The organism is Polaromonas sp. SP1, from assembly GCF_003711205.1.
In the GTDB taxonomy this organism is placed as follows: domain Bacteria; phylum Pseudomonadota; class Gammaproteobacteria; order Burkholderiales; family Burkholderiaceae_C; genus Polaromonas.
Genome location: NZ_CP031013.1, coordinates 3,169,299 through 3,191,719, shown reverse-complemented (window position 1 = coordinate 3,191,719; position 22,421 = coordinate 3,169,299). Strand labels below are relative to the sequence as shown.

General features: G+C 59.5%; 22 protein-coding genes. 13 read left to right on the top strand and 9 right to left on the bottom strand.

Annotation, left to right across the window (positions count from 1 at the left end; genetic code table 11):
* Positions 1-32: 32 nt before the first annotated feature.
* A complete protein-coding gene (locus DT070_RS15185; protein WP_122956159.1) occupies positions 33-476 on the bottom strand; it encodes a surface-adhesin E family protein in 444 nt (147 codons plus the stop codon).
* Positions 477-770: 294 nt separating this feature from the next.
* Here DT070_RS15185 and DT070_RS15180 point away from each other — a divergent pair, with 294 nt between their 5' ends.
* A complete protein-coding gene (locus tag DT070_RS15180) occupies positions 771-989 on the top strand; it encodes a CsbD family protein (RefSeq protein WP_122956158.1) in 219 nt (72 codons plus the stop codon).
* Positions 990-1,124: 135 nt separating this feature from the next.
* Positions 1,125-2,219: an ROK family protein gene (locus DT070_RS15175; protein ID WP_122956157.1), complete on the top strand. Its 1,095-nt coding sequence runs from the start codon at positions 1,125-1,127 to the stop codon at positions 2,217-2,219.
* Positions 2,220-2,270: 51 nt separating this feature from the next.
* Here DT070_RS15175 and DT070_RS15170 read toward each other — a convergent pair whose 3' ends face one another.
* Entirely contained in the window at positions 2,271-4,838 is a 2,568-nt protein-coding gene (locus DT070_RS15170) for a transglycosylase domain-containing protein (RefSeq protein WP_122956156.1), read from the bottom strand.
* Positions 4,839-5,244: 406 nt separating this feature from the next.
* Between DT070_RS15170 and msrA the strand changes: the two genes are divergently transcribed.
* Positions 5,245-5,955, top strand: coding sequence for a peptide-methionine (S)-S-oxide reductase MsrA (msrA, locus tag DT070_RS15165; protein WP_122956155.1), 711 nt, complete (start codon positions 5,245-5,247; stop codon positions 5,953-5,955).
* A 22-nt stretch (positions 5,956-5,977) separates the two neighbouring features.
* On the opposite strand, the gene DT070_RS15160 is transcribed toward msrA, so the two are convergent.
* The gene (locus tag DT070_RS15160) at positions 5,978-6,868 is read right to left on the bottom strand and encodes an AraC family transcriptional regulator (protein WP_122956154.1); all 891 of its coding nucleotides are present in this window, start codon (positions 6,866-6,868) and stop codon (positions 5,978-5,980) included.
* A gap of 133 nt (positions 6,869-7,001) precedes the next feature.
* Here DT070_RS15160 and DT070_RS15155 point away from each other — a divergent pair, with 133 nt between their 5' ends.
* From DT070_RS15155 to DT070_RS15135, 5 genes are all read left to right on the top strand, one after another.
* A complete protein-coding gene (locus DT070_RS15155; RefSeq protein WP_122956153.1) occupies positions 7,002-7,757 on the top strand; it encodes an SDR family NAD(P)-dependent oxidoreductase in 756 nt (251 codons plus the stop codon).
* 212 nt (positions 7,758-7,969) lie between these two features.
* Positions 7,970-8,221 carry a DUF3606 domain-containing protein gene (locus DT070_RS15150; RefSeq protein ID WP_122956152.1) on the top strand — a complete coding sequence of 84 codons (252 nt, stop codon included), beginning with the start codon at positions 7,970-7,972 and terminating at the stop codon, positions 8,219-8,221.
* 43 nt (positions 8,222-8,264) lie between these two features.
* On the top strand, positions 8,265-8,714 hold the full coding sequence (locus DT070_RS15145) for a GAF domain-containing protein (RefSeq protein WP_122956151.1): 450 nt from the start codon (positions 8,265-8,267) through the stop codon (positions 8,712-8,714).
* 108 nt (positions 8,715-8,822) lie between these two features.
* Positions 8,823-9,629, top strand: a complete 807-nt coding sequence (locus DT070_RS15140) for a hypothetical protein (RefSeq protein ID WP_122956150.1) — start codon at positions 8,823-8,825, stop codon at positions 9,627-9,629.
* A 53-nt stretch (positions 9,630-9,682) separates the two neighbouring features.
* Positions 9,683-9,895 (top strand): hypothetical protein, encoded by a 213-nt coding sequence (locus tag DT070_RS15135; protein ID WP_228778486.1) that lies wholly within the window; start codon positions 9,683-9,685, stop codon positions 9,893-9,895.
* Positions 9,896-9,998: 103 nt separating this feature from the next.
* Here DT070_RS15135 and DT070_RS15130 read toward each other — a convergent pair whose 3' ends face one another.
* The 3 genes from DT070_RS15130 to DT070_RS15120 form a co-directional block, all read right to left on the bottom strand.
* Entirely contained in the window at positions 9,999-12,623 is a 2,625-nt protein-coding gene (locus DT070_RS15130; protein WP_122956149.1) for an AAA-like domain-containing protein, read from the bottom strand.
* Positions 12,620-14,263 (bottom strand): alpha/beta fold hydrolase, encoded by a 1,644-nt coding sequence (locus tag DT070_RS15125; RefSeq protein WP_164483765.1) that lies wholly within the window; start codon positions 14,261-14,263, stop codon positions 12,620-12,622. Before DT070_RS15125 ends, DT070_RS15130 begins: the two co-directional genes overlap by 4 nt.
* Before the next feature lie 272 nt (positions 14,264-14,535).
* Complete coding sequence (locus tag DT070_RS15120; RefSeq protein WP_122956147.1) at positions 14,536-15,798, bottom strand: MFS transporter; 1,263 nt, start codon at positions 15,796-15,798, stop codon at positions 14,536-14,538.
* Positions 15,799-15,984: 186 nt separating this feature from the next.
* Here DT070_RS15120 and DT070_RS15115 point away from each other — a divergent pair, with 186 nt between their 5' ends.
* Entirely contained in the window at positions 15,985-16,530 is a 546-nt protein-coding gene (locus DT070_RS15115) for a GNAT family N-acetyltransferase (RefSeq protein ID WP_122956146.1), read from the top strand.
* 101 nt (positions 16,531-16,631) lie between these two features.
* Here DT070_RS15115 and DT070_RS21385 read toward each other — a convergent pair whose 3' ends face one another.
* The gene (locus DT070_RS21385) at positions 16,632-16,931 is read right to left on the bottom strand and encodes a hypothetical protein (RefSeq protein ID WP_153976356.1); all 300 of its coding nucleotides are present in this window, start codon (positions 16,929-16,931) and stop codon (positions 16,632-16,634) included.
* 23 nt (positions 16,932-16,954) lie between these two features.
* The gene (locus tag DT070_RS15110) at positions 16,955-18,145 is read right to left on the bottom strand and encodes a PLP-dependent aminotransferase family protein (RefSeq protein WP_122957427.1); all 1,191 of its coding nucleotides are present in this window, start codon (positions 18,143-18,145) and stop codon (positions 16,955-16,957) included.
* 132 nt (positions 18,146-18,277) lie between these two features.
* On the opposite strand from DT070_RS15110, the gene DT070_RS15105 reads away from it, so the two are divergent.
* The 4 genes from DT070_RS15105 to DT070_RS15090 are packed head-to-tail and all read left to right on the top strand — an operon-like array spanning position 18,278 to position 20,899.
* Positions 18,278-18,898, top strand: a complete 621-nt coding sequence (locus DT070_RS15105; RefSeq protein ID WP_122956145.1) for a TetR/AcrR family transcriptional regulator — start codon at positions 18,278-18,280, stop codon at positions 18,896-18,898.
* Positions 18,899-18,920: 22 nt separating this feature from the next.
* Positions 18,921-19,448, top strand: coding sequence for an SRPBCC family protein (locus DT070_RS15100; RefSeq protein ID WP_122956144.1), 528 nt, complete (start codon positions 18,921-18,923; stop codon positions 19,446-19,448).
* Positions 19,438-19,866: a PaaI family thioesterase gene (locus DT070_RS15095; protein WP_228778487.1), complete on the top strand. Its 429-nt coding sequence runs from the start codon at positions 19,438-19,440 to the stop codon at positions 19,864-19,866. The genes DT070_RS15100 and DT070_RS15095 overlap by 11 nt, the downstream gene beginning before the upstream one ends.
* Before the next feature lie 31 nt (positions 19,867-19,897).
* Complete coding sequence (locus DT070_RS15090; RefSeq protein ID WP_122956143.1) at positions 19,898-20,899, top strand: GyrI-like domain-containing protein; 1,002 nt, start codon at positions 19,898-19,900, stop codon at positions 20,897-20,899.
* 31 nt (positions 20,900-20,930) lie between these two features.
* On the opposite strand, the gene DT070_RS15085 is transcribed toward DT070_RS15090, so the two are convergent.
* Entirely contained in the window at positions 20,931-22,268 is a 1,338-nt protein-coding gene (locus DT070_RS15085; protein ID WP_122956142.1) for a sigma 54-interacting transcriptional regulator, read from the bottom strand.
* Positions 22,269-22,421 lie beyond the last annotated feature (153 nt).

Sequence of the window (22,421 nt, the reverse complement as noted above, 5' to 3'; positions counted from 1 at the left end):
GCCCCCGCACAAGGGCGCGCCCCCGCCGTCGCTTACTTCTTCGCGACGGTCGTGCGGCAGGCGGCGCGAACCAGGCGCTGCGTCGGGTTGGGCGTCACGTCCCTGAACTCCATGGGCCGCTTCACCTCGCCGGTGTAGGTGGATGTTTTGTGCGAAGCGCCCTTCCACGCCGGCTCCATGTAGAAGTCGAGCGAGAGGTACTGGGCTTTTTTATTGGCGCAGTCGAACACCACGGTGGAGGTGTAGGAACGGTAAGGCACGCCGTCCCAGCTCGTGCGTTGCTCAGAGCGGCTGACGCGGATGCGCATGGTCTTCAAGTCGCCGCTGACGGCCACGGGAACGGGGTCGACTTCGATGGTGTTGACAGTGGCATCTTTCGGGTCACCCATCACATTGAACCAGGTGGTCTGCGCATGCACAGGGCCCACACTGCCGAAACCCGCGAGCAAACTCGCACCAATGATCGCTGTCTTCATGGCTTCTCTATACGTTCTCTTTAGGGGGTGATGTGGCGGCACCCATCGCGCTTTGCGGCTGGTTTGAGGCCAACCGCGCCGTGCACTTTTACACGACGTCACATTTTTGTCAGTCTACTGGTATGTGCCTGGTTCCGCTAATGAAAATTAGGCCTATCCCCTGCAAACCCGCGTCAAATGGGCCCTGTAGGTGCCAGCCGACAACAAGCTGCGCTGCAGCCCTGCGCCGGGCACCAGTGCAGGGCGTTAACTTGAAGGCATGGAATTTTCCATAACCACCTGAAAGGACATCCCATGAACAAGGACCAAGTCAAAGGCAAGATCAAGGAAGTCGCCGGCGAAGTGCAGGAGCACACCGGCCGCATGGTTGGCAGCACCGAACAGGAAGCCAAGGGCCACGCCCGCGAAGTTGAAGGCAAGGTGCAAAAGGCCTACGGCGACGTGAAAGAAAACGTCAAGGACACCGCCAAGGAAGTGAAGAAGGATCTGAACCGCGATCCGCTGAAGCCTTGATAACTCCTTCCCCTGCAAAACGGCCGCTCCATGAGCGGCTTTTTTGTTTTCTGACGCAGCCACGGGCGCTTTGCCGATAGCGCGGTTGAATCGCGTTGCCCATGATGGTGAAAAGCCAACGACTGGATTATTTGAATGCCCCGTAAACCACCCCGCGCATCGCTACCCGACGACCTCACCCACGGCGGCCTCAAACGCCCCGGCGTCACCATCAACGGCTACAGCCTGGCACTGCACGACGGCGACGGCTTTGTCGGCGACAGCGTGAGCCGCGTGGCCTACAGCGAGATTCTGGATGTGTGGCGCCAGCTGTACCGCCGCATCAGCGGCCTGGACCCGCTGGGCGCCAAGGCCACACGCGACATCAGCAAAAAGCGGCTTGATGAACTGCTGCGCCGCAACGGCAAGGCCGCGGCGATTATTTCCGCCGCGTCAGAAGACTACGCCTGGCAACTGGCGCGCGTGGTGCGCCGCTTTCTGGCGCAGCCCTCGTGGCAAGGCGTGCGGCGCATTGTGGTGGGCGGCGGGTTTCAGCAAAGCCTGGTGGGCGAGCTGGCCATAGACCGCGCAGCCGAGCTGCTCTACCAGGAGAGCAGCCGCGTGCACCTGATGACGCTGCGCCACCACCCCGACGAAGGCGGCCTGATCGGCTGGGTGCACCTGGCGCCGCCCGAGCTGCTGGCGCAATACGACTGCTTCATGGCGGTAGACATAGGCGGCACCAACGTGCGCTGCGGCATCGTGCGGCCGCGGCTCCACAAGGCCGCCGACCTGACGGACGTGCGGGTGATGGGCCTGGAGAAATGGGGCCACGCCGGCGACAGCGACGCCACGCGCCGTGAAGACCTGGTGCAAGGCATTGCCGACATGCTCAAAAAGCTGATCAAGCAGGCAAAGCGCAAAGGCCTGTCGCTGGCGCCCTTTGTGGGTGTGGCCTGCCCGGGTTTGATCAATGAAGACGGCTCCATCTCAGCCGGCGCGCAGAACCTGCCGGGCAACTGGGAGACCGCGCGCTTTAACCTGGCGCATGAGCTGTGCGAACGCCTGCCCGACATCAACGGCCAGGCCACGCAGGTGCGGCTGCACAACGATGCGGTGGTGCAAGGCCTGTCCGAGCTGCCCTTTATGCAGGGCGTAAAGCGCTGGGCGGTGCTGACGGTGGGCACCGGGCTGGGGAATGCGAGCTATATCAACACGGACGACCGGCCGAAGAAAAGAAGCAAGGCATAGGTTGGTTTTACTCCCTCTCCCCTCTGGGAGAGGAAGTAAGAATCGCCATCGTCAGCGCGGCGCAATCGGCGCGCCCACCACCACACCCGGGAACACCGGAAAGTTTTCCTGCGGCGTATCAGGCGAAACATCCACGCGCTGCGGCCTGCGCGTTTCAACTGGGGAAAGGACCATGCCGGGCTGGCTGATGGGTGAGCCCTGGCCCTGACCACCGCCCTGCCCCGCCCCCGCCACGGCCCCCTGCACAACCGGCATTGACGGCGCACTGTCGGCGGCAGGTGCATTCACAGGCGGATTCACGGGCGCATTCCCCGGCACATTGATCGTCACGTACTTGATCACCGGCGCAGGCTGCCACACGCGCGGCTCCGGGTTGGCGGGCACTGAATTGCCCCATGCGGGCCCAATCCCGCCGGAGTTCGCCACGGCGGCCGGGTTTTCGGCCGGCGGTTCAACCGGCGGCTGCGCCTCGGCAGGCGCACCCTGCGCGATGGTCGGGTCAATCACGCTGGAGCCCTCGGGCACCGGAAAGCGCACCTGCGGGTCAATCACCTTGGCCTTGATGGCCTGCTGGAAAAACTCACCCACCATGGGCAACGCACTTTGCGCGCCCGGCCCCCAGGAGTTGCCCATGGTGACCCGGTTGTCGTTAAAGCCCGCCCACGCCCCCGCCACCAGTTGCGGGTGCATCAGGATGAACCAGCCGTCGGTGTTGTCTTGTGTGGTGCCGGTCTTGCCCGCCACGTCGGCGCGTATGCCGAAGCGGCTGCGAATACCGGCGCCCGTGCCCTGGTCGATCACGCCGCGCATCACGTCCAGCAGCGTCTCGGCCACCGAGGCGGTCATGGCGGTTTCGGCCAGCTTGGGCTGGAACTCTTCAAGCACCTTGCCGTTGCGGTCTTCCACCCGGGTAATGAGGATGGGCTCGATATAGCGGCCGTCATTGGCAATCGTGCCGTAGGCCGAGACCATTTCTTTCAGCGTGACCGGGCTGGTGCCCAGCGCAAGTGAAGGCACTTCCTCCAGTTTGCTTTGCCGCACGCCCATGGACTTGGCCAGTTTGGCCACATGTGCCGGGCCGACCACCTGCATCACCTGCGCGGTGATGGTGTTCTTGGAATACATCAAACCCTGGCGCAGCGTCATCATCTCGTTGCTGGGGCCGCCGCCGTCGGTGGGCCGCCAGAAGGCGCCGTTGCCCAAAGGAATCTCTACCGGGCCGTCCATAAAACCTTCATACGGTTTGGCGCCGGCTTCAAATGCAGCGGCATACACAAAGGGTTTGAAGGTCGAGCCCGGCTGGCGGCGCGCCTGCGCCACGTGGTCAAACTGGTCGTCCGCAAAATTACGGCTGCCCACCCACGCCAGGACATGGCCGTTAGATGGGTTCAGCGCCAGGAAGCCGGCTTGTATGCGCGTCTTCTCGTCGCGCAGCGTGTCCATAAAGCCGCTGTCGGCCTGCAAGGCCTTGAGCACCTCTTCGTCCGTTTTACCCGCCGTGCGCGCGGCCCGGTATTCCGCGGTGTCGCGCACCCAGGTCTGCACCAGTTCTTTATTCGAGCCCGACTTGGCTTGCCAGACATTGCGCCCGCCCCACGCCGAGGTGGCGATCTTTTGCAGCCTGTCGCCCTGGCGCGTGACGGCCGCATTGGCCATGGCCTGCAGGCGCGAATCCACCGTGGTGCGCACCACCAGGCCGTCGGCATAAATGTTGTAGTCGTTGCGGTCGGCCCATTCGATCAGCCAGCGGCGCAGCTGCTGCGACAGGTGCGGGGCCGCGCCCAGCTCGGCCTCTTGCCGCTCAAAGTCGATCTTGAGCGGCTGCTTTTTCAGCACCGCAAACTTGTCTTGCGGCAGCTTCTCGTGTTTGACCATTTGCGCCAGCACGATGTTGCGGCGCTGCAGCGCGCGGTCGGGGCTGGTCACGGGGTTGTAGTAGCTGGCGCCCTTGAGCATGCCTACCAGCGTGGCGCTTTGCAGCACGTCCAGCTCTTCAGCCGATTTGTCGAAGTAGGTGCGCGCCGCCATCTCGATGCCGTAGGCGTTGTACAAAAAAGGCACGGTGTTGAGGTAGCTTTCCAGGATTTCGTCCTTGGTATAGACCGCCTCGATCTTGAAGGCCGTGATGGCCTCTTTGAGCTTGCGTGTGAGCGTGGCCGCACGGCCGATGTCTTCAGGGTAGAGGTTGCGCGCCAGCTGCTGCGTGATGGTGGAGCCGCCCTGCTTTTTGCCCGTGACTGTTTTAAACACCGACGACACGGTGCGCTTGATGTCCATGCCGTGGTGGTCGTAAAAGCGGTGGTCTTCGGTCGCGATGAGCGCGGCGATCACATTGGGCGAGATGTCTTCGAGCTTGACCCATTCGCGGTTGGCCCGCTTGAAAGACGCCAGCTCCTGCCCGTCAGACGACATCACGACAGAAGGCTTGGCCGTCTTGGCTTTTTGCAGGTCTGAAATGCTGGGCGTGAAAGGAATCAGCAGCAGCACATACAACACCATCAGCGCCGGGATGGCCGCCAGCCCCAGCAAAACGCCGCGCCGGGTCGGGTGGCGCAGGCGGCCGGGTATGGTCGCCGCAAATTCGCGGGCTTGGGTCAGGAGAGTCTGGAGCTTGTTCATGGAGTCGGGAACTGATTCATCGTTGCCCGCAAGTCTAAAGGCCGGCTGTAAACCACCCTGTAGGACGGCGGCGCGGCGAAAAATGGCCTGATTGGAGCGAAAAATGGCCGTTATGGGCCGGCGGCGGGGTTTATTCACCAAATCGGCCTCCAGCCCAATCACCACCTTGGCTTGTAGCTACAGTTTTGATAGCAAATAGGCGGACTGGTTGAAGCGCGTACAGCCTGTCTTGCCCCGTTATTCCCTATCCCGGCCCGTGGTTTTGGCGCGGGCAAGGGGAACCGAACGGCCTGCCCTTCTATCTACCTTCCATCCCAAAGCCGCACAGGCCCGCGTAAGAAACCGCCCCTGAAGCCGACCAACAGCCACACCCGCCCTCAAAGCCCAAACAAGCCAGGACAAACCCATGAACAAATACCTTCTCTCCCTGGGCGCCATCGCCCTCGCCACCTGGACTTTCCTGGGTGGCGGCATGGCCATCAGTGCCGCTGAAGAAAAAGCCGTCAAGCTGCCCCTGCCGGCCCTGGACACACCGGCCGCCGCGCAAGCAGGCACCGCCACCGCCGTCTTCGCCGGCGGCTGCTTCTGGGGCGTGCAGGCCGTCTTCCAGCACACAAAGGGCGTGCTCAACGCCGTGTCTGGCTACTCCGGCGGCGACGCCTCCACCGCCACCTACAACCAGATTGGCTCAGGCCGCACCGGCCACGCCGAAGCCGTGCAGATCACCTACGACCCCAAGCAGATCAGCTACGGCAAGCTGCTGCAGATCTACTTCTCCGTCGCCCACGACCCCACCACGCTCAACCGCCAGGGTCCCGACACCGGCACGCAATACCGCTCGGCCGTGTTCTACCAAGGGGCAGACCAAAAGAAAGTCACCGAGGCCTACATCGCCCAACTGGACGCCGCCAAAGCCTTCCCGCGCAAGATCGTCACACAAGTCGCGCCGCTGGCCGCCTTTTACCCCGCAGAGGCCTACCACCAGGACTACGCCACGCTCAACCCCAACCAGCCCTACATCGCCAGGTTTGACCTGCCCAAGATCGAGAACCTGAAGACCACCATGCCCGAGGTGTGGCGTGAAAAGCCCGTGCTGGTGGCGCAGGCCGGCAAGTAAGCGGGGCGCAAACCGGGCAAGCTTATGCGGGTGACCGCGCCCGGCTCCGGGTCACACCCGTTTCGCGCACCGGGGGCAAGCCGAACATCCGCCCATATTCGCGCGTGAACTGGGGCACGCTTTCGTAACCCACCGCAAAGGCGGCGCTGCTGGCGCTCGCATCTTCAGACAGCATCAACCGCCTCGCTTCAATCAAGCGCAGCTGTTTCTGAAACTGCAGCGGCGAGAGCGAAGTGACATTGCGAAAGTGCTGGTGAAATGACGAGGGGCTCATGCCCGCCACCGCCGCCAGCCGTTCGACAGGCAGTGGCTGTGCAAACTCGGCCCGAAGCACCGCCACCGCGCGCGCCACCCGTTGCGCATGCCCGTCGGGCCAGCCCAGCCGCCGTATCGCCGCACCCAGCCGGCCCGCCAGCAGCCAGTAGTGCATCTCGCGCACCAACTGCGCCTGCAGCACCGGCACCGCCGCCGGCCGCTCCAGCAGGCGCATCAGCCGCAGCGCCACGTCAGCGACTTCAAGCTCGGTGGGGCCGACGCGCACCGGTGCAGGGTCGGCCGCGTGCTCATCCTTCATCTGCACCACCAGCCCGGCGATCACCCCCAGGTCAAGCTCCAGCACCAGCGACAGATAAGGCTCGGTAAAACTCGCGCGCGTAATCTGGCTGACAGTCGGCACATCCGCCGTGATCAGCAGGGACTCACCCGCGGTGAACGGGAAGGGCCGCGTACCCATCGTCACCTGCTTGGCGCCCTGCAGCACCAGGCAAACCATCGGCTGCGAAATCGCGTACGTCAGCCCGCTGGGCGCGGGGGCGCGCACGACGCTAAGGCCAGGAATCGGGGTCTGCGCCAGGCCGGCGGCATTGGCGTGGGCCTGCGCATAGCGGCCCACCACCTCACGAAGTGTGTTCATGGCGCAAGCCTAACCGGTCACGTGCCGTTTCGCACGCCATTTGGAGGATCAGGCAAGAAACGCCGAGCTTCCGGCAACACGGGCTGCCCCCCCGCGCAAGACACTGAACAGGTCAAAACACAGGAGTTCAGACATGACAAAAATCACCTTGATCACCGGCGCCAGCCGCGGCCTCGGCCGCAACACCGCTCTGAGCATCGCCCGCCGCGGCGGCGATGTCGTGATCACCTACCAGAGCCGCGCCGAAGACGCCCAGGCCGTCGTCGCCGAGATCACCGCCATGGGCCGCAAAGCAATCGCCTTCCAGCTCGACACCGGCAACGCAGCCGCCTTTGCCCCTTTCGCCGAAAGCCTGCGCACCGCATTGCGTGGCACCTGGCACCGCGACACCATCGACCACCTGGTCAACAATGCCGGCCACGGCGATTACGCGTTGATCGGCCAGACGACCGAGGCGCAGTTCGACGGCCTCGTCAATGTGCACTTCAAAGGCGTCTACTTCCTGACGCAGGCCCTGCTGCCACTGATCGCAGACGGCGGCCGCATTGTGAACCTCTCGTCAGGCCTCACGCGCGTGTCCTATCCCGGCTACGCAGCCTATGCGGCCGTCAAGGGCGCGGTCGAAATACTCACCGTTTACATGGCCAAAGAGCTGGGCGCTCGCGGCATCGCTGTCAACACCGTCGCCCCAGGCGCCATCGAAACCGACTTCGGCGGCGGCGCCGTGCGCGACAACCCCGACATCAACAAAATCTTTGCAGAGATGACCCCCCTGGGCCGCGCCGGCTTGCCCGACGACATCGGGCCCATGATTGCGAGCCTGCTGACCGAAGATAACCGCTGGGTGAACGCACAGCGGATTGAGGTGTCCGGGGGCCAGGGGATTTGAGGGCCGGTGACACGGCAACACCGGAATTTCAGGCCGTGAGCGTGACGACGGCCCGTGCCGGTGGCGCAAGCCGGCAAGTAGCCCCATCCGCCGAGGGGCCATCCAGCGGAGAAAGGTCTCAAGCGCCCCGCCCCCAAGGGCGCGATGGACTACAGCGGCGCCGCAGGCCGGGGGCCAAAGTTGTTCTTTACCCCCCTTCTCCCTGGAACTACATGACCCACGCCCACCCGCCAGCCGGTGTACAGCCTGAACGCATCAACCTCAACGACAAGGCATCGACCGACACCTGGACCCAGAAGCTCAGCGCCACGCGCGAGCAACTGCGCGAAGCGATTGCGGCCGTGGGCGACAAAGCCGCCGATGTGGAAATGCACCTCAAGGGAAGCCACAGCACCACCAATTCGGATCGGGTCGAAGCGCTGAGCCCGAACAAGCCCGCGTGGATCGTCCACCACCCCAAGTAGCCTTGAAAGAGCAGCAAACCGCCCACTAGGCTAAAGTCACCCCATGCACGACTACGACCAGCTCTCGGAACACCTCAAGCGCGGAGGCCTGGAAGCTGGGCTCAAATTCCTCAATCAACGGGTAGACCACCGCTTCACCGCCATCTACCGGCTGGAGGACATGGTCTTGCACAACGTAGAGCTGATCGACAAAGTCGACGACGACTTCGACCGCAGTGGGTTGCAGTCCGTTCCGATGGGCGACAGCTTTTGCCAGTTTGTGCTGCGCGACGGCTTCTTCCGCACCAGCCGGACCACCGGCATGGAAGTGCTCAACGGCCACCCCTACCAAAGCGTTCTCGAAAGCTACGTCGGCCTGCCGTTAATGTCGGCCCCCGACAAGATGTTTGGCACCCTGTGCCACTTTGACTTTGGGGAACAGCCGTTGACGGATGAGGAGTTCGAGTTTTTGCAGCGCGCTGCGCGGTTGTTGCCGCGGTATTTGCAGGGCTGATCGGCCTGCCTGCGTTTCGAGCCCCGTCAACTGCGGGATGACATAACGATTGACTCGCACCATACTCGATAGACTGTTTGCAAAAACACGGCATATCGAGGGAGCTACATGTCATTCATTTCCACCATAAAGCTGCTTGCCCCCGGCAAGTTAATCCTGGCTTTCTTTTTATTGGTTGCGCTGCGGGCAGCTCACTCGCAAGAACAGGTTGTACCGGCCGAGTCACTTCGTGTGGGGGACAGTGTTTCAGGTGCCGTCAAGTACGGACGCCGCATCATCACGCTGCCCGCAGGCACGTGGAGATTGACGACTTACAAAGAGCGAGATTCCAGCACGTCGGGTGGAGGAGCAACCATGCTCGACGCATCTTTTGACGAGATCGTTGATGGCCGCCTGGACAGGCTTCTACTGATCTCAGCAACCAAATACTCGCGAAACCTGAACTGGATTGATGAGCCCTGCAAAACAAAGGGGGACGCCTACTGGATCGATGATCGCAAACGAGGCTTCAACGACCAGTTTTGCATTCGCGTGGGCTATCTCAGTGGCGTAGTAGATGGCGCCCGAGGGGAAGACTACCAAACGTGGGCGCGGAACATCGTTGCGCAAGGCATCAAGTATTCGCCAGACATGCCATTCGTCACCGTCACCAAATACACAAACTATGACTTTCTCGCCATGCGCATTGCGTTCAACCCCGAACCTTATGGAACAGCAAGGAGCAAGAGACCAGAACGCACATTCAACGACTGGAATCCAAGCTCAGTCTCGCTTGGCACCGAACGTAAAAAAATCTATGAGGCTTTGAAAGACTGGGCACCTGCTTATGCGGCCGCTGTCTCAAGAGCGTTTGATGGCGATGCGGGTTTGTCATCGAAGGACTTTGGTGAGCCTTCTTTGGAAAAAGCTCCCTAGGCGCAGGCACCAACAGCTGGAAAACCTGGAAGGCCCCAGGCAACGAAACCCACATGTATGTCGTCTACGTAGACAACAAAGACATCGTCTGGGCCTCAGAGTGGAGCAACAACGCCATGCTGCGCTTTGATCCGGCGCGTGAGAATTTTGATGTGATCCCGCTGCCGCGTGTTGCTGTCAGTGTGCGGCAGATACTGGGACGGGCTGGGGAGGTTTGGTTGCCGGAGAGTGGGACGGAGTTTGTGACCGTGATTAGGACGGGGTGAGGGTAATTCAGCTGAAGAGCGAAGATCTGTGGAACTTCCACGAGACCTCCGTTCAGAGTGGAGAAGCTTTCAAGTGAGGATGGGTAAAAAGCAGCAAGATGAGTTAAGTCTTGCGTGGGGTGGAAATCTCAGGCACGTCGACCAGCTTGCATAGTCCGCGGTCGATGTCGTTGGAGAACAGTTTATATTTGCCTTTCTTCAGCACACCGTCATAGTCCACAACGACTAGATCATTTCGACCGTACTTCTTTTTATCTCGCTTGAAGGGCACCGTTCTCACGTTTCCGCGCATACGACGCAATAGCTCTACTTGCATCGTTCGATGGAAATTCTCCGGAAAATAGGTAAGGCTAAAACTTTTAAGTGAAGCTAAGCGCCGTAAGAATACCGATGCTTGAGCTGCGACGCCGGGATCGGGGCTCGTTCGAAGCTTCACCAGCAGATCCAAATACTCCTTCACCAGTTCGGAACCGTGAATGGATTGAGAACCGTTCTCGGTGAGGCTCTGATAAGTTTCGACTTTAAGGGCCACATCACGAGCACGCTTTGCGAGAGTCCCATTAGATCTATTTAGGGCAGCGGCGGTAATCGCAGCTAAAAAGCGCAGATCAACATCAGCGACCGCCTCCCCGGACTCAAAAGTCGCAAGATAAGCCTCACCATATCTATCGGCATCGGCTTCGTTAATGATGATCGCAAGAGTCAGCATCCCTCGCCTATCCTCAAGCGAATGTGGGGTGGCCTGAGTCTTCAAAGATCTATCAACTATTCTTCGCGCAAGTTGATGCTTACCTGCGTTAAACAGATCAACAACTAGGTCGCTCACGAAGTCGTATATGTTCACCGTGGCCGTTAGGTGATCAGCCACATGATCAATTACTTGCGCAAGTTGATCTAATTTCCCCGCTTTTTGTAGTTTCCCCAGGAGTTGCACCACATCCCCCATCGTGGAGGTACCGCCACCAACAGTGTCAGCATCAAAGGTCCGAACACCAAATACTTCCTGGACAGCTCTATCCAATATTGAGGCACTCTCAGAGTAGCTTCCAGAGAGATCGTGCTCAAACAATAATAGGGTCAACCTCGCGGCACCATCCGCATACTGTCGGGCTTCTTCAATAGAAGCCATGGCTTGTTCTTTGGTGCTCGTTTGACCCGCTGCTCTCGCGATGTTTAGATGGGCGCGCAATAAAAGTGACTTGACCGCACTTTCATCATCAAAGAGGGATCTCATGTCCCCTTCTTCTTCAAGAACACTTCGACTAAGAGCAATTGCGTCTAAGAATGTTTTCTCATTCTGAGCAGACTTAAGATGAAGAAGAGCCCCAGACAAGGCGATCTTCGCTTCATAGTAAGTTTGAGGAAAATCGGACACTTGACGGCCAGCTACCGCTTGTTGCAAAAATTCGACGGCCATGACGTATTCCTGAACCGCTAAATGGCACATTCCCAAAAAGAAGTATCGAGCAACAATGCTTTTAACGGGGAGGCTCGCGTTGCCCACTCCAAAGAAGGCAATGGCCTCTTTATAGCGTCCTAGGCGATAACATGAAACACCTGCCCAATATTGCGCCAACGGAATCCGTGGATCAGACGGTTGATTAGTTATGAACTCGGCGAACGCGCTCAGAGATTCATCAAAAATGGCGTTGCCAAAATACTTTAGGCCTACCTCAAATGAGGTTTGCCGTTCACCGACGCTTCGTAGGAATTCTTCGGACAAAGACGTCTCGAGGACCTTGTTCTTAAAAAATACCTGTCTAGTCTGCACGTCAAATCGACTAATTCCAGCCAAGTAGAGCTTTGTCCTCAAACTCTCAGTCAGGCTTCCAGCCTTTCCATAGTGAATCGCCACAACGGCATCGCGGATTTCCCGACTGTTTTCTACGATGCTTTTAATATGGTCAATTGGCGGCAAATCAACAGCTGAGAAATAAAGCTCTTGCACAGCCGAGTCAACTACCTCACCAGTGAACGGGGGGGAGCGTTTCTCGACAGCAGAAACAACATCCCACGTCATTCGAGGATGGCCACTCGTCCAGTAAAAAATTCGATCACAAACCTCTTCGCTAAACTCGATTTCCGTGAGTTTCAGAAAGCGATCAAATTCATCGAAAGTGAAATCATCAAGGTAGATTTTTTCACCAATATTGAATGGGGAAATTGCCTTGTTTCGAATTAATTCGGTGGGCTCAGCAACACCGGAAAGAATATATGTAAGACGAGAAAACTCAGGAATATTTGATCGTCCTGAGAAATAGATGCTACGAATAAATGAAAATATTTGATCCGAATAGGGTGTCTTAGTGAGAGCGTCAATCTCATCTAAGCAAATAATGAGTTTTCCCGTAACAACCTGCAAGATCCGCCTTAGTTCGCGCTCATGTTCCTTATGCGACAACAACTCTTCGCTACCGCGATCCCGATTTATTGCCTCCGCGAGAAACACGCCCTGCTCTTTTAGAGCCTCAGTGGCTACGTCAACGATATTTCGGAAAAATCCTCTCAAGTCAGGAAAAACATTTGACACATCAAGGTAAGCAAACAGATCGGTTTCACTGGCTTCACGTTTGGCGTTTAGTAATAAGTTGGTCTTCCCCATTTGCCGTGCAACCAGAACATATCCAGGCCTTCCCATATCTTCGATGATCTGAGCAACCTGCTCATCGGCCTTTCGTCGAACATATAAGTTTCCTGGAACAATGGTGTGACTGCGAAGCTTGCTCATGAGTGAACCTTATTTTTTTCAAAATCACCAGCTGTTATTTCGAGACTCATTGCTTCAGTTTCGTTCTGACCAACACTCAACCGTCGCTTGTAGAAGCTTTTAAGAAATCGCGGTGAACCGCTTGCAGCCCCAATGAGGGCTGAGTTCAATAGGCCTTGAGTTTGAAGCGTGGGTATAGCTGATTCAATAGCTCTTGCCAAATCTAGAAGCTCGTCACTAGACCAACTAGAAAGCTTGAGTAGATGCATCTGCTCAACCAATTTTTCGCCTCCCGCTTTAATTTCCGGTTCATCTATTGAACAAATAACAAATTGGGCTCCGGGGCCGGCCTTTTTTTTCACTGCATCTATCAGGCCCGAGAAGAATTTCAACAGCCTGGCTGCGGATGCAGTTGACAGTTCCGATAGAGGAACTTCGTCGATGAACAATACAACTTCGGATTTCTTCCGAACCTCTGTCAGAGCATCAACTGCCTCTGCAAAAGTTGTACTCCTTTTGCGGCCCTGCTCAATCGTATTAATGGTTTGAATTAACTCTGCCAACAAGCGATCGTCGCTCAACTCTCCGGCCACGTGACCCAGTGTTAATTCAACGGGACGAAATGCCTGCATATCTAGATATCGTTTGACGATAGTGCTCTTTCCGACACCAGACTCTCCGCATATCCAAACACTGGCAATCGCCAACAGTTCAGAGAACGTTCTATCCGCAGTACGTCGAAGACAATACTCCCTACATTGAGAGTGGTAGACGTCAAAAAGAACCCTCGCCTGCAAGCTCTCCGTTAGAACATACTCGATAGGTGCTAAAGATGGTTGAACAGAATTACCCGAAAATTTTTCTATGTAAAAGTTCGATATAAATTTATGACTGAGATGATTGCGACTCTCAGGTTTGACAATAGTGAAATGATCAGTATTAGCAATAATCCGAGGGCTACCAAAATAACGAGAAGACGACGAAACTTCTACGATTTGTCTACTTCGCCAAGGAAGATATTTCCACTTTAGGGGGCCGTGATGCTCAGAGGCCTCTGCACCGACTAATCGAGGAATCTTTTTCTCATCTAGCAACCGTCTAAAGCGATGATCAAGATCTTCTAATATTCTGTCCTCGGGGATTAGCTCCAAGCCAGTTCGATTTTTGTAAAGCTTGGCGAGAGGCGTGAGGGCGGCAGCATATGCCGATCCTAATGTTGGTGACGCCATAAGAATTAAACCAACGGCTTTGGCCGAAAAAGCTGCGGCATTCTCCTCTAGCATTCGTCGAGCGACAACGCCACCTAAGCTGTGTGCCACAAGAATAATACGGTCATAGTCCATCGGGGCTCTGGAAGAGCCGTTGTCAAATCGCAGACTAGAAAAAACCTCCTGAGCGCATTGAGCCGCATCATATAAACCTGCATCGACACTAGTGTGATACCCAGCAAGATATACGGAACTATTCTGGAATACAGGATCCCCCATCACCAAATCTGGCCAGAACTGTCCATTGGCATTCATCCAGCATGTGTTTGAACTAGATAACAGGCCGTGAATGAAAACAATTACCGTATTGCTGAGGCCTTGAAAATGCCAGCGACTGTTTTGATCTGTCAAAACTGAATGTTCGGCGCCGCGACTCTGTGGTGCTTGTTTCAAGAGAATCTCCCAAATTCGTTTTTATTGATCTAAATGGTGCGGCTAGACGCAGGCAAGGTCGAGCGCTTTAACTTATCGCGGCAATCCAAGCTTCCAGTCTAGGCGATTTCACAAAATCCGCACAGTAATACGTCCTAATCTGAGATCACGCCTCTCAGACCATCTCTTCTCCGATTCGATACGTCACAGTTCGAGAAGAATATCTTCACGCCTTCAACTAAATCGAGATCTAAAGGCTACCCTTCTCAAAGGGCGAGTCCCCTTTTGCCATATCACCTTTGGGTTTCGCCACCAACGACATCCCTTTGCCTCAACGCCCAAGCAAAGTAAACCCCCTCCACCGCAATCGCCAACCCACCGAGCGCCACCACCGCACTAGTCCCTATGCGGTCAATCAAGCCGGCAGCCAGCACCACCCCCAGCGACTGGCCCAAAAACAGGAACGACGAGAACAAGGACACCGCCGTACCCCGCGCATGCGGCGTCATCTGCGTGGCATTCGCCTGCATGGTGTTGTGAAAGGCAAAGAAGCCGAAGCCTGCTAATAGGCTGGCGGGAATGGCGGGACCCCAGTGAGGGGTGTAGGCCAGCACCAATGCGCTCACGCCAACGATGGCGCCGCCGATGATGACCAGGCCTTGTTGGCCGAAGCGGCGGATCAGGTGGGGGCCAACGGCCATGTAGAACATGCCGCCCAGGCCGAAGAGCGCGACGATGGCGCCAGAGATGGAGAGTGACAAACCCAGCGAGCGGTGCAGGTGGGATGCCCAGATGGCCAGAACGCCGAAGCCGACTGCGCCCTCCACCATGGCCATGAGCAGCACGACGCGTGACCATTTGCCGGTGATGATCTCCAGCGCCTGTTTGATGAAGTTGGCGCGTTGCACCGGTTGGCTGGGCGTGGCGACGAGTGATTTCATCTCGCAATGCTGCGCGGCGGTCTGGCGGCGCAGGTCGCGCCACAGCAGTGTGCCCACGATGGCGAACAGCACTGTCATAAAGACAAAGGCCCAGCGCCAGCCCAGCAGGTCGGTAAACAAGCCGCCCAACAGTTGCCCGCCCACAATGCCGAGCGTGCTGCCCAGGCCGGTGCGCGTCAACATCACCTGCAACTCGTCAGCGGGCACGTTGTCGCCCACCCAGGCCATGGCCAGCGGGATCAGCGCGGCCGCGCCCAGCGCCATCAACAGCCGGGCAAAAATCAGCATGTCCAGGCTTTGGGACAACACGGCCAGCACGCTGCCGACGCTGCAGCCGAAGGTGGCAAAGGTGACGACGCGGAACTTGCCCAGCCTGTCGCCCAGCGGGCCGTAAAAGAGTTGTGACGCGCCATAGGTGATGGCGAATATCGACACAACCTGCGCCGCCTGCGCGATGCTGACGGCGAACACGCGTGACAGCTCGGGCAGCATGGCGTCGCAGATGCGCTGTGCGCACATGCTGGAGAAGGTGCCGAAGGAAAGAAGAAGGATGGAGCGGCGGGTGGCCGGGGAAATGCTGGAATGGGTGGCGCTTTGCGCGGCAGCGGAAGTCATGAAGGTGAACAGGCCCGAATCAAGGTGCCGCAGGCAACAGGCCGGCGCTCTTTTGGATTGTAGGCAGCGCAGGTAAAACCCGTGCGCGCCCTACTGGAATACTGTACGTCCCTGCCCCGCTGTGCAAAATCGCAGCTTGCCTGAATTTGGAGACACCATGCCAGCCGCACCGGAGACTGCCGCAACATGAATGACACGAATGTAGAAACCAGCCTGGTTGAACGCTTCAGCTTTCGGCCCCTGCAAATGACCGACCTGCCCATGCTGCACGAATGGGTGGCACAGCCCCACTGGACGCAGTGGTGGGGGCCGGCGCCCACCCTGGCGGAGGTCGAAGCCGAATACGGCCCCTGGATCCAGGACCCTACTCAGGTACAGCCGCACATTGCGTTGCTGGACGGCCAGCCTTTCGGCTACATCCAGTCGTATGTGGCCATGGGTTCGGGCGATGGCTGGTGGGAGGATGAAACCGACCCCGGGGTGCGCGGCATCGACCAGTCCATCGCTGACGCCACGCAGCTAGGCCGCGGCCTGGGCACGGCGATGGTGAAAGCCTGGGTTGCGAAGCTGTTCACTGACCCGCAAGTCACCCACATCCAGACCGACCCGGACCCGCGCAACGCGCGTGCGATCCGTTGTTATGAAAAGGCCGGGTTTCGTGCGGTGGGTGAAGTGCAGACGCCGGATGGGGCGGCGTTGCTGATGGTTTGCGAACGCGCCAGCTTATCGTAGCCATCGTAGAAGCATTGCCTTGGCAATCCAAGCCACCAAGAAGCGGCCTCCCGGCTAATCACCCTCTCCGGTATCGTCAAGCGAGGAAGCGGCCAGGAAGCTCAGAAGCAGCTCCAACCAGAGCAATTTGTATCCATTATTTTGTAGATCAGGGTGTACCAAACTGGGGCGAATACCAAAGGGGCCACAGCAACTCCCACAGCCTTCGGCAAACTGTCGGCTTTGAGTTTTATGCTGAAGCTGATGGCGGCCCAAGTAAAGAAAACGATTCCTAACGGGACGGACATTAATAGAAGATGCCCACCTGCTAGAAAAACAATTCCAAAGCACATTACCCCTGCGAGAGCAACTAAAGCGGCATTCGCCCCGTAAAGAAGCTTGAGAGCGAATTGAGAAGACATCCCTGAAGATCCTTCGACTCCCGCTAAATTGCGCGCCCCAACCGCCCCACGCCCTCTTCAATCTTCGCCACATCGGCCGTGGCAAAGCTCAAGCGCAACGTGGCCAGGTCAGGATTGGCCGCATAAAACGGCGCGCCGGGCACAAAGGCCACGAGTTGCTCGATCGCCTTTTTGGCGAAGTCGCCGGCATCTTTGCTTTTGCCGTTGGCGCCGGTGAGGCTGGCCCAGAAGAACAGGCCGCCTTGCGGCTGGGTGAAGGCAATCGCGTCGCCCAGCTCGCGCTTGAGGGCGGCCCCCATGGCTAGGGCGCGTTCGCCATACACCTTGCGCACGTGCTTGAGTGTGTCGGGCATGCGGCCGGCTTTGAGGTATTGGGCGGCGGTGGCCTGGGCGAAGGTGCTGGTGTGCGCGTCGCTGAACTGCTTGCACATGGTGGCTTTGGCCAGCAGCTCGGCGGGGGCGATCATCCAGCCCACGCGCAGGCCGGGGCTCAGCACCTTGCTGAGGGATCCGCAATGTGCCAGCAGCTCACGGCTGCCGGGTACGGTGGCGCTCAGGGCCAGCAATGAGGGCGGTGGCGCTTCGCCGAAGTAGAGGTCGCCGTAGGGGTCGTCTTCAACGATCAGGGTGTTGTGTTTGACGGCCATCTCCAGCACCTGCTTGCGGCGCTCGAGGCTCAGCAGTGCGCCGCTGGGGTTGCCGAAGGTGGGGATCAGATAAACAAACTTGGGCTTGTGCTGGGCGATGAGTTTTTCGAGCTCGTCGGTCTTGACGCCGTGCGCATCAATCGGTGCGCTGATGAGTTCTGCGCCGTAGAGGCGAAAGCACTGGATGGTGGCGAGGAAGGTCGGGCCCTCAACAATGACTTTGTCGCCGGGCGAGATCATGGTCTTGCCGAGCAGATCCAGCGCCTGCTGGCTGCCGGTGGTGACGATGAGCTGGTCGGGGGCGACGTCTTTGGCGCCCTTGGTGGCCATGAAGGCGCTGAGCTGCTCGCGCAGCGGGCCGTAGCCTTCGGTGGCGCCGTACTGCAGTGCGCCGCCGGGCTCTTCTGTCAGGGCCTTGTTGCTGGCTTCCTTGATGCCTTCGACATCAAACATGGCCGGGTCCGGAAAGCCGCCGGCAAAGCTGACGATGCCGGGCTTGCCCAGCAGTTTGAAGAGTTCGCGAATCGCGGAGGTTTCGACATTGTTGAGGCGGTCCGCAAATTGCAGTGGCATGGGTTTCTCGCTTTCTGGTGGGTATTGTCGCCAATTTGCGCGCAGGTTTCCTGCGGCCTGGGCCGCCGATCGCGCTGCGGCCGCCGAAAAGTTGACAGAGTATTGGTCTAGAGTAATACTCTAGTCATGAGCACCCCCTCCCCCGCCAAACAGAACGCCGGCAGCACGCGCGAACGCCTGCTGGACGCCGCGGCCACGGTGTTTCTGGCCCACGGCTTCACCGCCGCCTCGATGGACATGGTGCGCCAGGAGGCGGGCGTGAGCAACGGCAGCCTGTACCACCACTTCCCGACCAAGGCGCAACTGGCCGACGCGCTGTATGCCCACATCCTGCGCAGCTTTCATGCCGCCCTGCTGCCGCCCATCACGGGCCGCGCCGTGCCGGCTGAGAAAGGCGTGAAGGGTTTGATCCGCGCCTACATCCAGTGGGTGCTGCAGAACCCGCAAAGTGCCCAGCTGCTGCATGCGCTACGGCGCAGCGGCGATATCTCTAACGGCGCCGATGGCCCCAATGAGGCCGAGCGGGACGCCGTGAATGCCGAGGCATTTGGCACGCTGACGACATGGATTGCGCAACGCGTTGAAGCGGGCGAGATGCGGGCCATGCCGTTTCATGTGTGGATGGCGCTGGTGTTTTCGCCGGCGCTCTCGCTCACGCAGCGGTGGGTGAGCCAGCCCCAGCCGGCAGTGGCGCCCAAGGTGCGGGCCGCGCTGGAGCATGGCGCATGGATGGCCGTGGCCGCTTGAACTGAATTAAAGGAGTGTCCCCATGAAAGTCGTGAACGTTCACCAGCGCCTGTTGCACGCCAGGCCCGAACGGGTGGGCGCGCTCATCGACACGCTGGCCTCACCGGCTGACGCGTTGTGGCCCGGCCGCGCCTGGCCGCGCATGAAGTTCGACCGGCCGCTGGGCGTTGGCGCTGCCGGCGGGCATGGGCCTATTCGCTATGTGGTGGAGGCCTACACGCCGGGCCACGCCATCCGCTTCCGGTTCACCGGGCCCAAAGGCTTTGACGGCTGGCACGGCTTTGAAGTGCTGGACGCCACGGCCGCGCATTGTGTGCTGGAGCACCGCATCGAGATGGATGCGCGCGGCCCTGCCCTCTTGACCTGGGCGTTCGCCGTCCGGCACCTGCATGACGCGTGTGTGGAAGACGCGCTGTCGCAGGCGCAGGCATCGCTGGGCAATGCGCCCAAGCCAGTCCCCTGGCCGGCGCGAACGCGTTTGCTGCACTGGCTGGCTTCGGGCGGCAAGCGCTTGGCGCCGCCCATTCCCCGGAGTCAACATGCCCGCTGACATGCCCACACCTGCCGACCTTTTCGCCTTTGGCCGCGATGCGCTCAGCCGCCAGCCCTTCAGCGCAATGCTGAACGCGCGGCTCGATGCTTTCGCGCCCGGCCTTGCTGAACTGTCGGTGCCGGTAGTGCCGGGCCTCTTGCAGCAGCACGGCTTTGTACACGGCGGTGTGTTGTCTTACCTGGCCGACAACGCGCTTACTTTTGCGGGCGGCTCGGTGCTGGGCGATTCGGTCACGGCGGAGTTCAAGATCAACTACCTGCGCCCGGCCAAAGACGCCGAGCGCCTGCTGGCCGTGGCCACCGTGGTGGGCAGCGGCAAGACGCAGGCCGTGTGCCGCTGCGATATCTTTGTGCTGCGCGGTGAAGAGCGCACGCTATGCGCCGCGGCACAAGGCACCATTCGCAAGGCTGGCTAAAACCGCAGGTGGCGGCGCTAGACTTGCCGGCATGCATTCCAGCCAGCCGCCAATCGCACCTCCTAACCCCCAACAGAACGCCCAAACCACCTACATCGCCCGTATCAACCGGGTGATAGACCACATCAGCGCCAACCTGGCCGGCACGCTGGACTTACAGGCGCTGGCCGATGTGGCGTACTTTTCGCCCTGGCACTTTCACCGGGTCTTTCAGGCCGTCACGGGCGAAACCCTGGCCGACTGCGTGCGCCGGCTGCGGCTTGAGTCGGCCGCGCAGGGCCTGATTTTTACGCGGCAGACGGCGCTGCAGGTTGCGCTCGACACCGGCTTTGCTTCGGCGGAAGTTTTCAGCCGCGCCTTCAGTGCGCACTTCGGCATGACGCCCACGGCCTGGCGGCGCGGCGGCTGGCGCGACTGGGCGACGCGCCACCAGATGGAACTCCGCAAGATTCATCAAGCCCATCACAAGGCAAATCAAGACGTGGCGGCGACGCTCTTTAAAGATAGAAACCTCTGGCCCGCCGGGCCGGTACCTTCATCTGAAAGAGCTTTTTCCATGCACGTTGAACTGAAAACCATTCCCCCGATGCGCCTGGCCTATATGCGCAACACAGGGCCGTACGGGCAAGCCGTGGCGCAGCTGTGGCAACGCTTTGCCGCCTGGTGCGGCCAGCAGGGCTACATGCACCCGCGCCGCAAGATGTACGGCATCAGCCAGGACAATCCCGAGATCACGCCCGCCGACAAATGCCGCTACGACGCCTGCATCGAAGTGGACGAGGCCTTCAAGCCGCAAGGCGATATGGGCGTGCAAAACTTTGGTGGCGGGCGTTATGCCTGCGGGCGCTTTACCGGCCGGGCCGGTAACGACGTGCACGAGGCGTGGACGCACATGTTTGCCGTGTGGCTGCCGCAAAGCGGCTACCAGCCCGACAACAACCCGGCGCTGGAGTTGTACGACGAAGACTTCGTGGTGGACCCGAAGACCGGCGCGTTCAGCTGCTGGCTCTGCGTGCCGGTGCGGACGCTGTAACGCCGGGTCCTGGCGGGGCGCGCTTCGCCGCTCAGCCCATGATCCCAAGCTTGCGCATCTTCTCCCACAGCGACTTGCGGCTCATGCCCAGCTCCTGCGCGGTTTTCTCGCGGTGCCAGTCGTTGCGGTCCAGCTCGCTGAGGATGCGCGCACGCTCGCTGGCGTCAGCGCTGCGCCGCGCCGCCACGACGGGGGCCACCTCAGTGCCGGTGTCCACCACCATCTCAAGCGCGCGGTTGATGAGCTTTTCGTCCCATTGATTGGTTTGCCGCACGATCACGCCGATGCGTTCTGCCAGGTTGCGTAACTGGCGGATGTTGCCGGGGAACTGGAGGCTGGAAACACTGTCGACCAGCCAACCCGGAATATCGTTGGCGCGGCCCTCCTGGCCGGGCGTCATCATGCGGGCCAGGACCATCTTGAAGATGGCGATCTTGTCGGCGGCGCCGCGCTGCTCAAGATTGGGCACCTCGAGTTCAATCACGGCAAGCCGGTAGTAAAAGTCGGAGCGGAAGCGGTCCGCCTGCACCAGCTCGCGCAGGTTCCGGTTGGTGGCCGCCACCAGCCTGAAGTCGAGCTGGATGGGCGTTTCAGAGCCCACACGCGTCATGACACCCGACTCAAGCACACGGAGCAGCTTGACCTGCTGGAACAGCGGCAAGTCGCCTATCTCGTCGAGGAAGAGCGTGCCGTCGTTGGCTTGCTCGAGGTAGCCCTTGTGCATTTGCACGGCACCGGTGAAAGCGCCTTTCACATGGCCGAAGAAAAGCGACTCAAAAAGCCCGTCGGGAATGGCGCCGCAATTGACGGGCACAAACTGCCCATGGGAATAGTGTTTGTTGCCGCGGTGCAATAGCTCAGCGATGAGTTCCTTGCCGACTCCGGTCTCGCCGCGGATCAGCACGTTCTGGTCGCTGTTGGCAAACGCCATGACTTCATCGAGCAGCGAGATCATGGACATGGAGCGCGCCACCACGGTCGCGCCGTTGGCCAAAGGGGGCAGGCTTAAGGGAGCCAGTTCACCGACCACGCTCGTCACCATGGTTCGCAACTCGACATCCGTGAAGTCGGGCGGCAGCAGGCTGGTGCCGCCCATCGGGTCAAGCGTGGGCCCGTCGCGCCGCTCGGTTCCAACCCATATCACGGGCATGTCGTTGTGCGCATACCAGCCCGGGTTATGGGCCAATACGCTCACGCTGACCAGCGCCAGGGACTGGTCTCCAGGAACGATATCGCCAAGGGGCACGGTGTCCGCCCGGCTGACGACGGTGCCCAGGGGGCGGAGGCAACGGGCGACCCGATCAAAAAAATTGGCGTTGCCCTCCGCAACAAATAGCCTGATGTTGGAGTAGTTGGCCTTGACGGTCATGCCGCACTACTCCTCAACCTCCAGTCAGCCGCGCCGTCGATGGAATTAATCCTGCAACGCAAGCAACAAGGACAAGCGTGAAATATTTCACGAACCATAAACACTCCCCTAACGGCCTTTTTAATTATTTTTTCGGTTTTGAAGGCCAGCAAA

Bases quoted from the DNA above. Each gene is read 5' to 3' on its own strand.
- DT070_RS15105 (WP_122956145.1), top strand. From the start codon at position 18,278: ATGAGCACCCCCTCCCCCGCCAAACAGAACGCCGGCAGCACGCGCGAA.
- DT070_RS15120 (WP_122956147.1), bottom strand. From the start codon at position 15,798: ATGACTTCCGCTGCCGCGCAAAGCGCCACCCATTCCAGCATTTCCCCG.
- DT070_RS15130 (WP_122956149.1), bottom strand. From the start codon at position 12,623: ATGAGCAAGCTTCGCAGTCACACCATTGTTCCAGGAAACTTATATGTT.
- DT070_RS15155 (WP_122956153.1), top strand. From the start codon at position 7,002: ATGACAAAAATCACCTTGATCACCGGCGCCAGCCGCGGCCTCGGCCGC.
- DT070_RS15115 (WP_122956146.1), top strand. From the start codon at position 15,985: ATGAATGACACGAATGTAGAAACCAGCCTGGTTGAACGCTTCAGCTTT.
- DT070_RS15150 (WP_122956152.1), top strand. From the start codon at position 7,970: ATGACCCACGCCCACCCGCCAGCCGGTGTACAGCCTGAACGCATCAAC.
- DT070_RS15090 (WP_122956143.1), top strand. From the start codon at position 19,898: ATGCATTCCAGCCAGCCGCCAATCGCACCTCCTAACCCCCAACAGAAC.
- DT070_RS15095 (WP_228778487.1), top strand. From the start codon at position 19,438: ATGCCCGCTGACATGCCCACACCTGCCGACCTTTTCGCCTTTGGCCGC.
- DT070_RS15085 (WP_122956142.1), bottom strand. From the start codon at position 22,268: ATGACCGTCAAGGCCAACTACTCCAACATCAGGCTATTTGTTGCGGAG.
- DT070_RS15185 (WP_122956159.1), bottom strand. From the start codon at position 476: ATGAAGACAGCGATCATTGGTGCGAGTTTGCTCGCGGGTTTCGGCAGT.
- DT070_RS15175 (WP_122956157.1), top strand. From the start codon at position 1,125: ATGCCCCGTAAACCACCCCGCGCATCGCTACCCGACGACCTCACCCAC.
- DT070_RS15160 (WP_122956154.1), bottom strand. From the start codon at position 6,868: ATGAACACACTTCGTGAGGTGGTGGGCCGCTATGCGCAGGCCCACGCC.
- DT070_RS15145 (WP_122956151.1), top strand. From the start codon at position 8,265: ATGCACGACTACGACCAGCTCTCGGAACACCTCAAGCGCGGAGGCCTG.
- DT070_RS15140 (WP_122956150.1), top strand. From the start codon at position 8,823: ATGTCATTCATTTCCACCATAAAGCTGCTTGCCCCCGGCAAGTTAATC.
- DT070_RS21385 (WP_153976356.1), bottom strand. From the start codon at position 16,931: ATGTCTTCTCAATTCGCTCTCAAGCTTCTTTACGGGGCGAATGCCGCT.
- DT070_RS15170 (WP_122956156.1), bottom strand. From the start codon at position 4,838: ATGAACAAGCTCCAGACTCTCCTGACCCAAGCCCGCGAATTTGCGGCG.
- DT070_RS15180 (WP_122956158.1), top strand. From the start codon at position 771: ATGAACAAGGACCAAGTCAAAGGCAAGATCAAGGAAGTCGCCGGCGAA.
- DT070_RS15135 (WP_228778486.1), top strand. From the start codon at position 9,683: ATGTATGTCGTCTACGTAGACAACAAAGACATCGTCTGGGCCTCAGAG.
- DT070_RS15100 (WP_122956144.1), top strand. From the start codon at position 18,921: ATGAAAGTCGTGAACGTTCACCAGCGCCTGTTGCACGCCAGGCCCGAA.
- msrA (WP_122956155.1), top strand. From the start codon at position 5,245: ATGAACAAATACCTTCTCTCCCTGGGCGCCATCGCCCTCGCCACCTGG.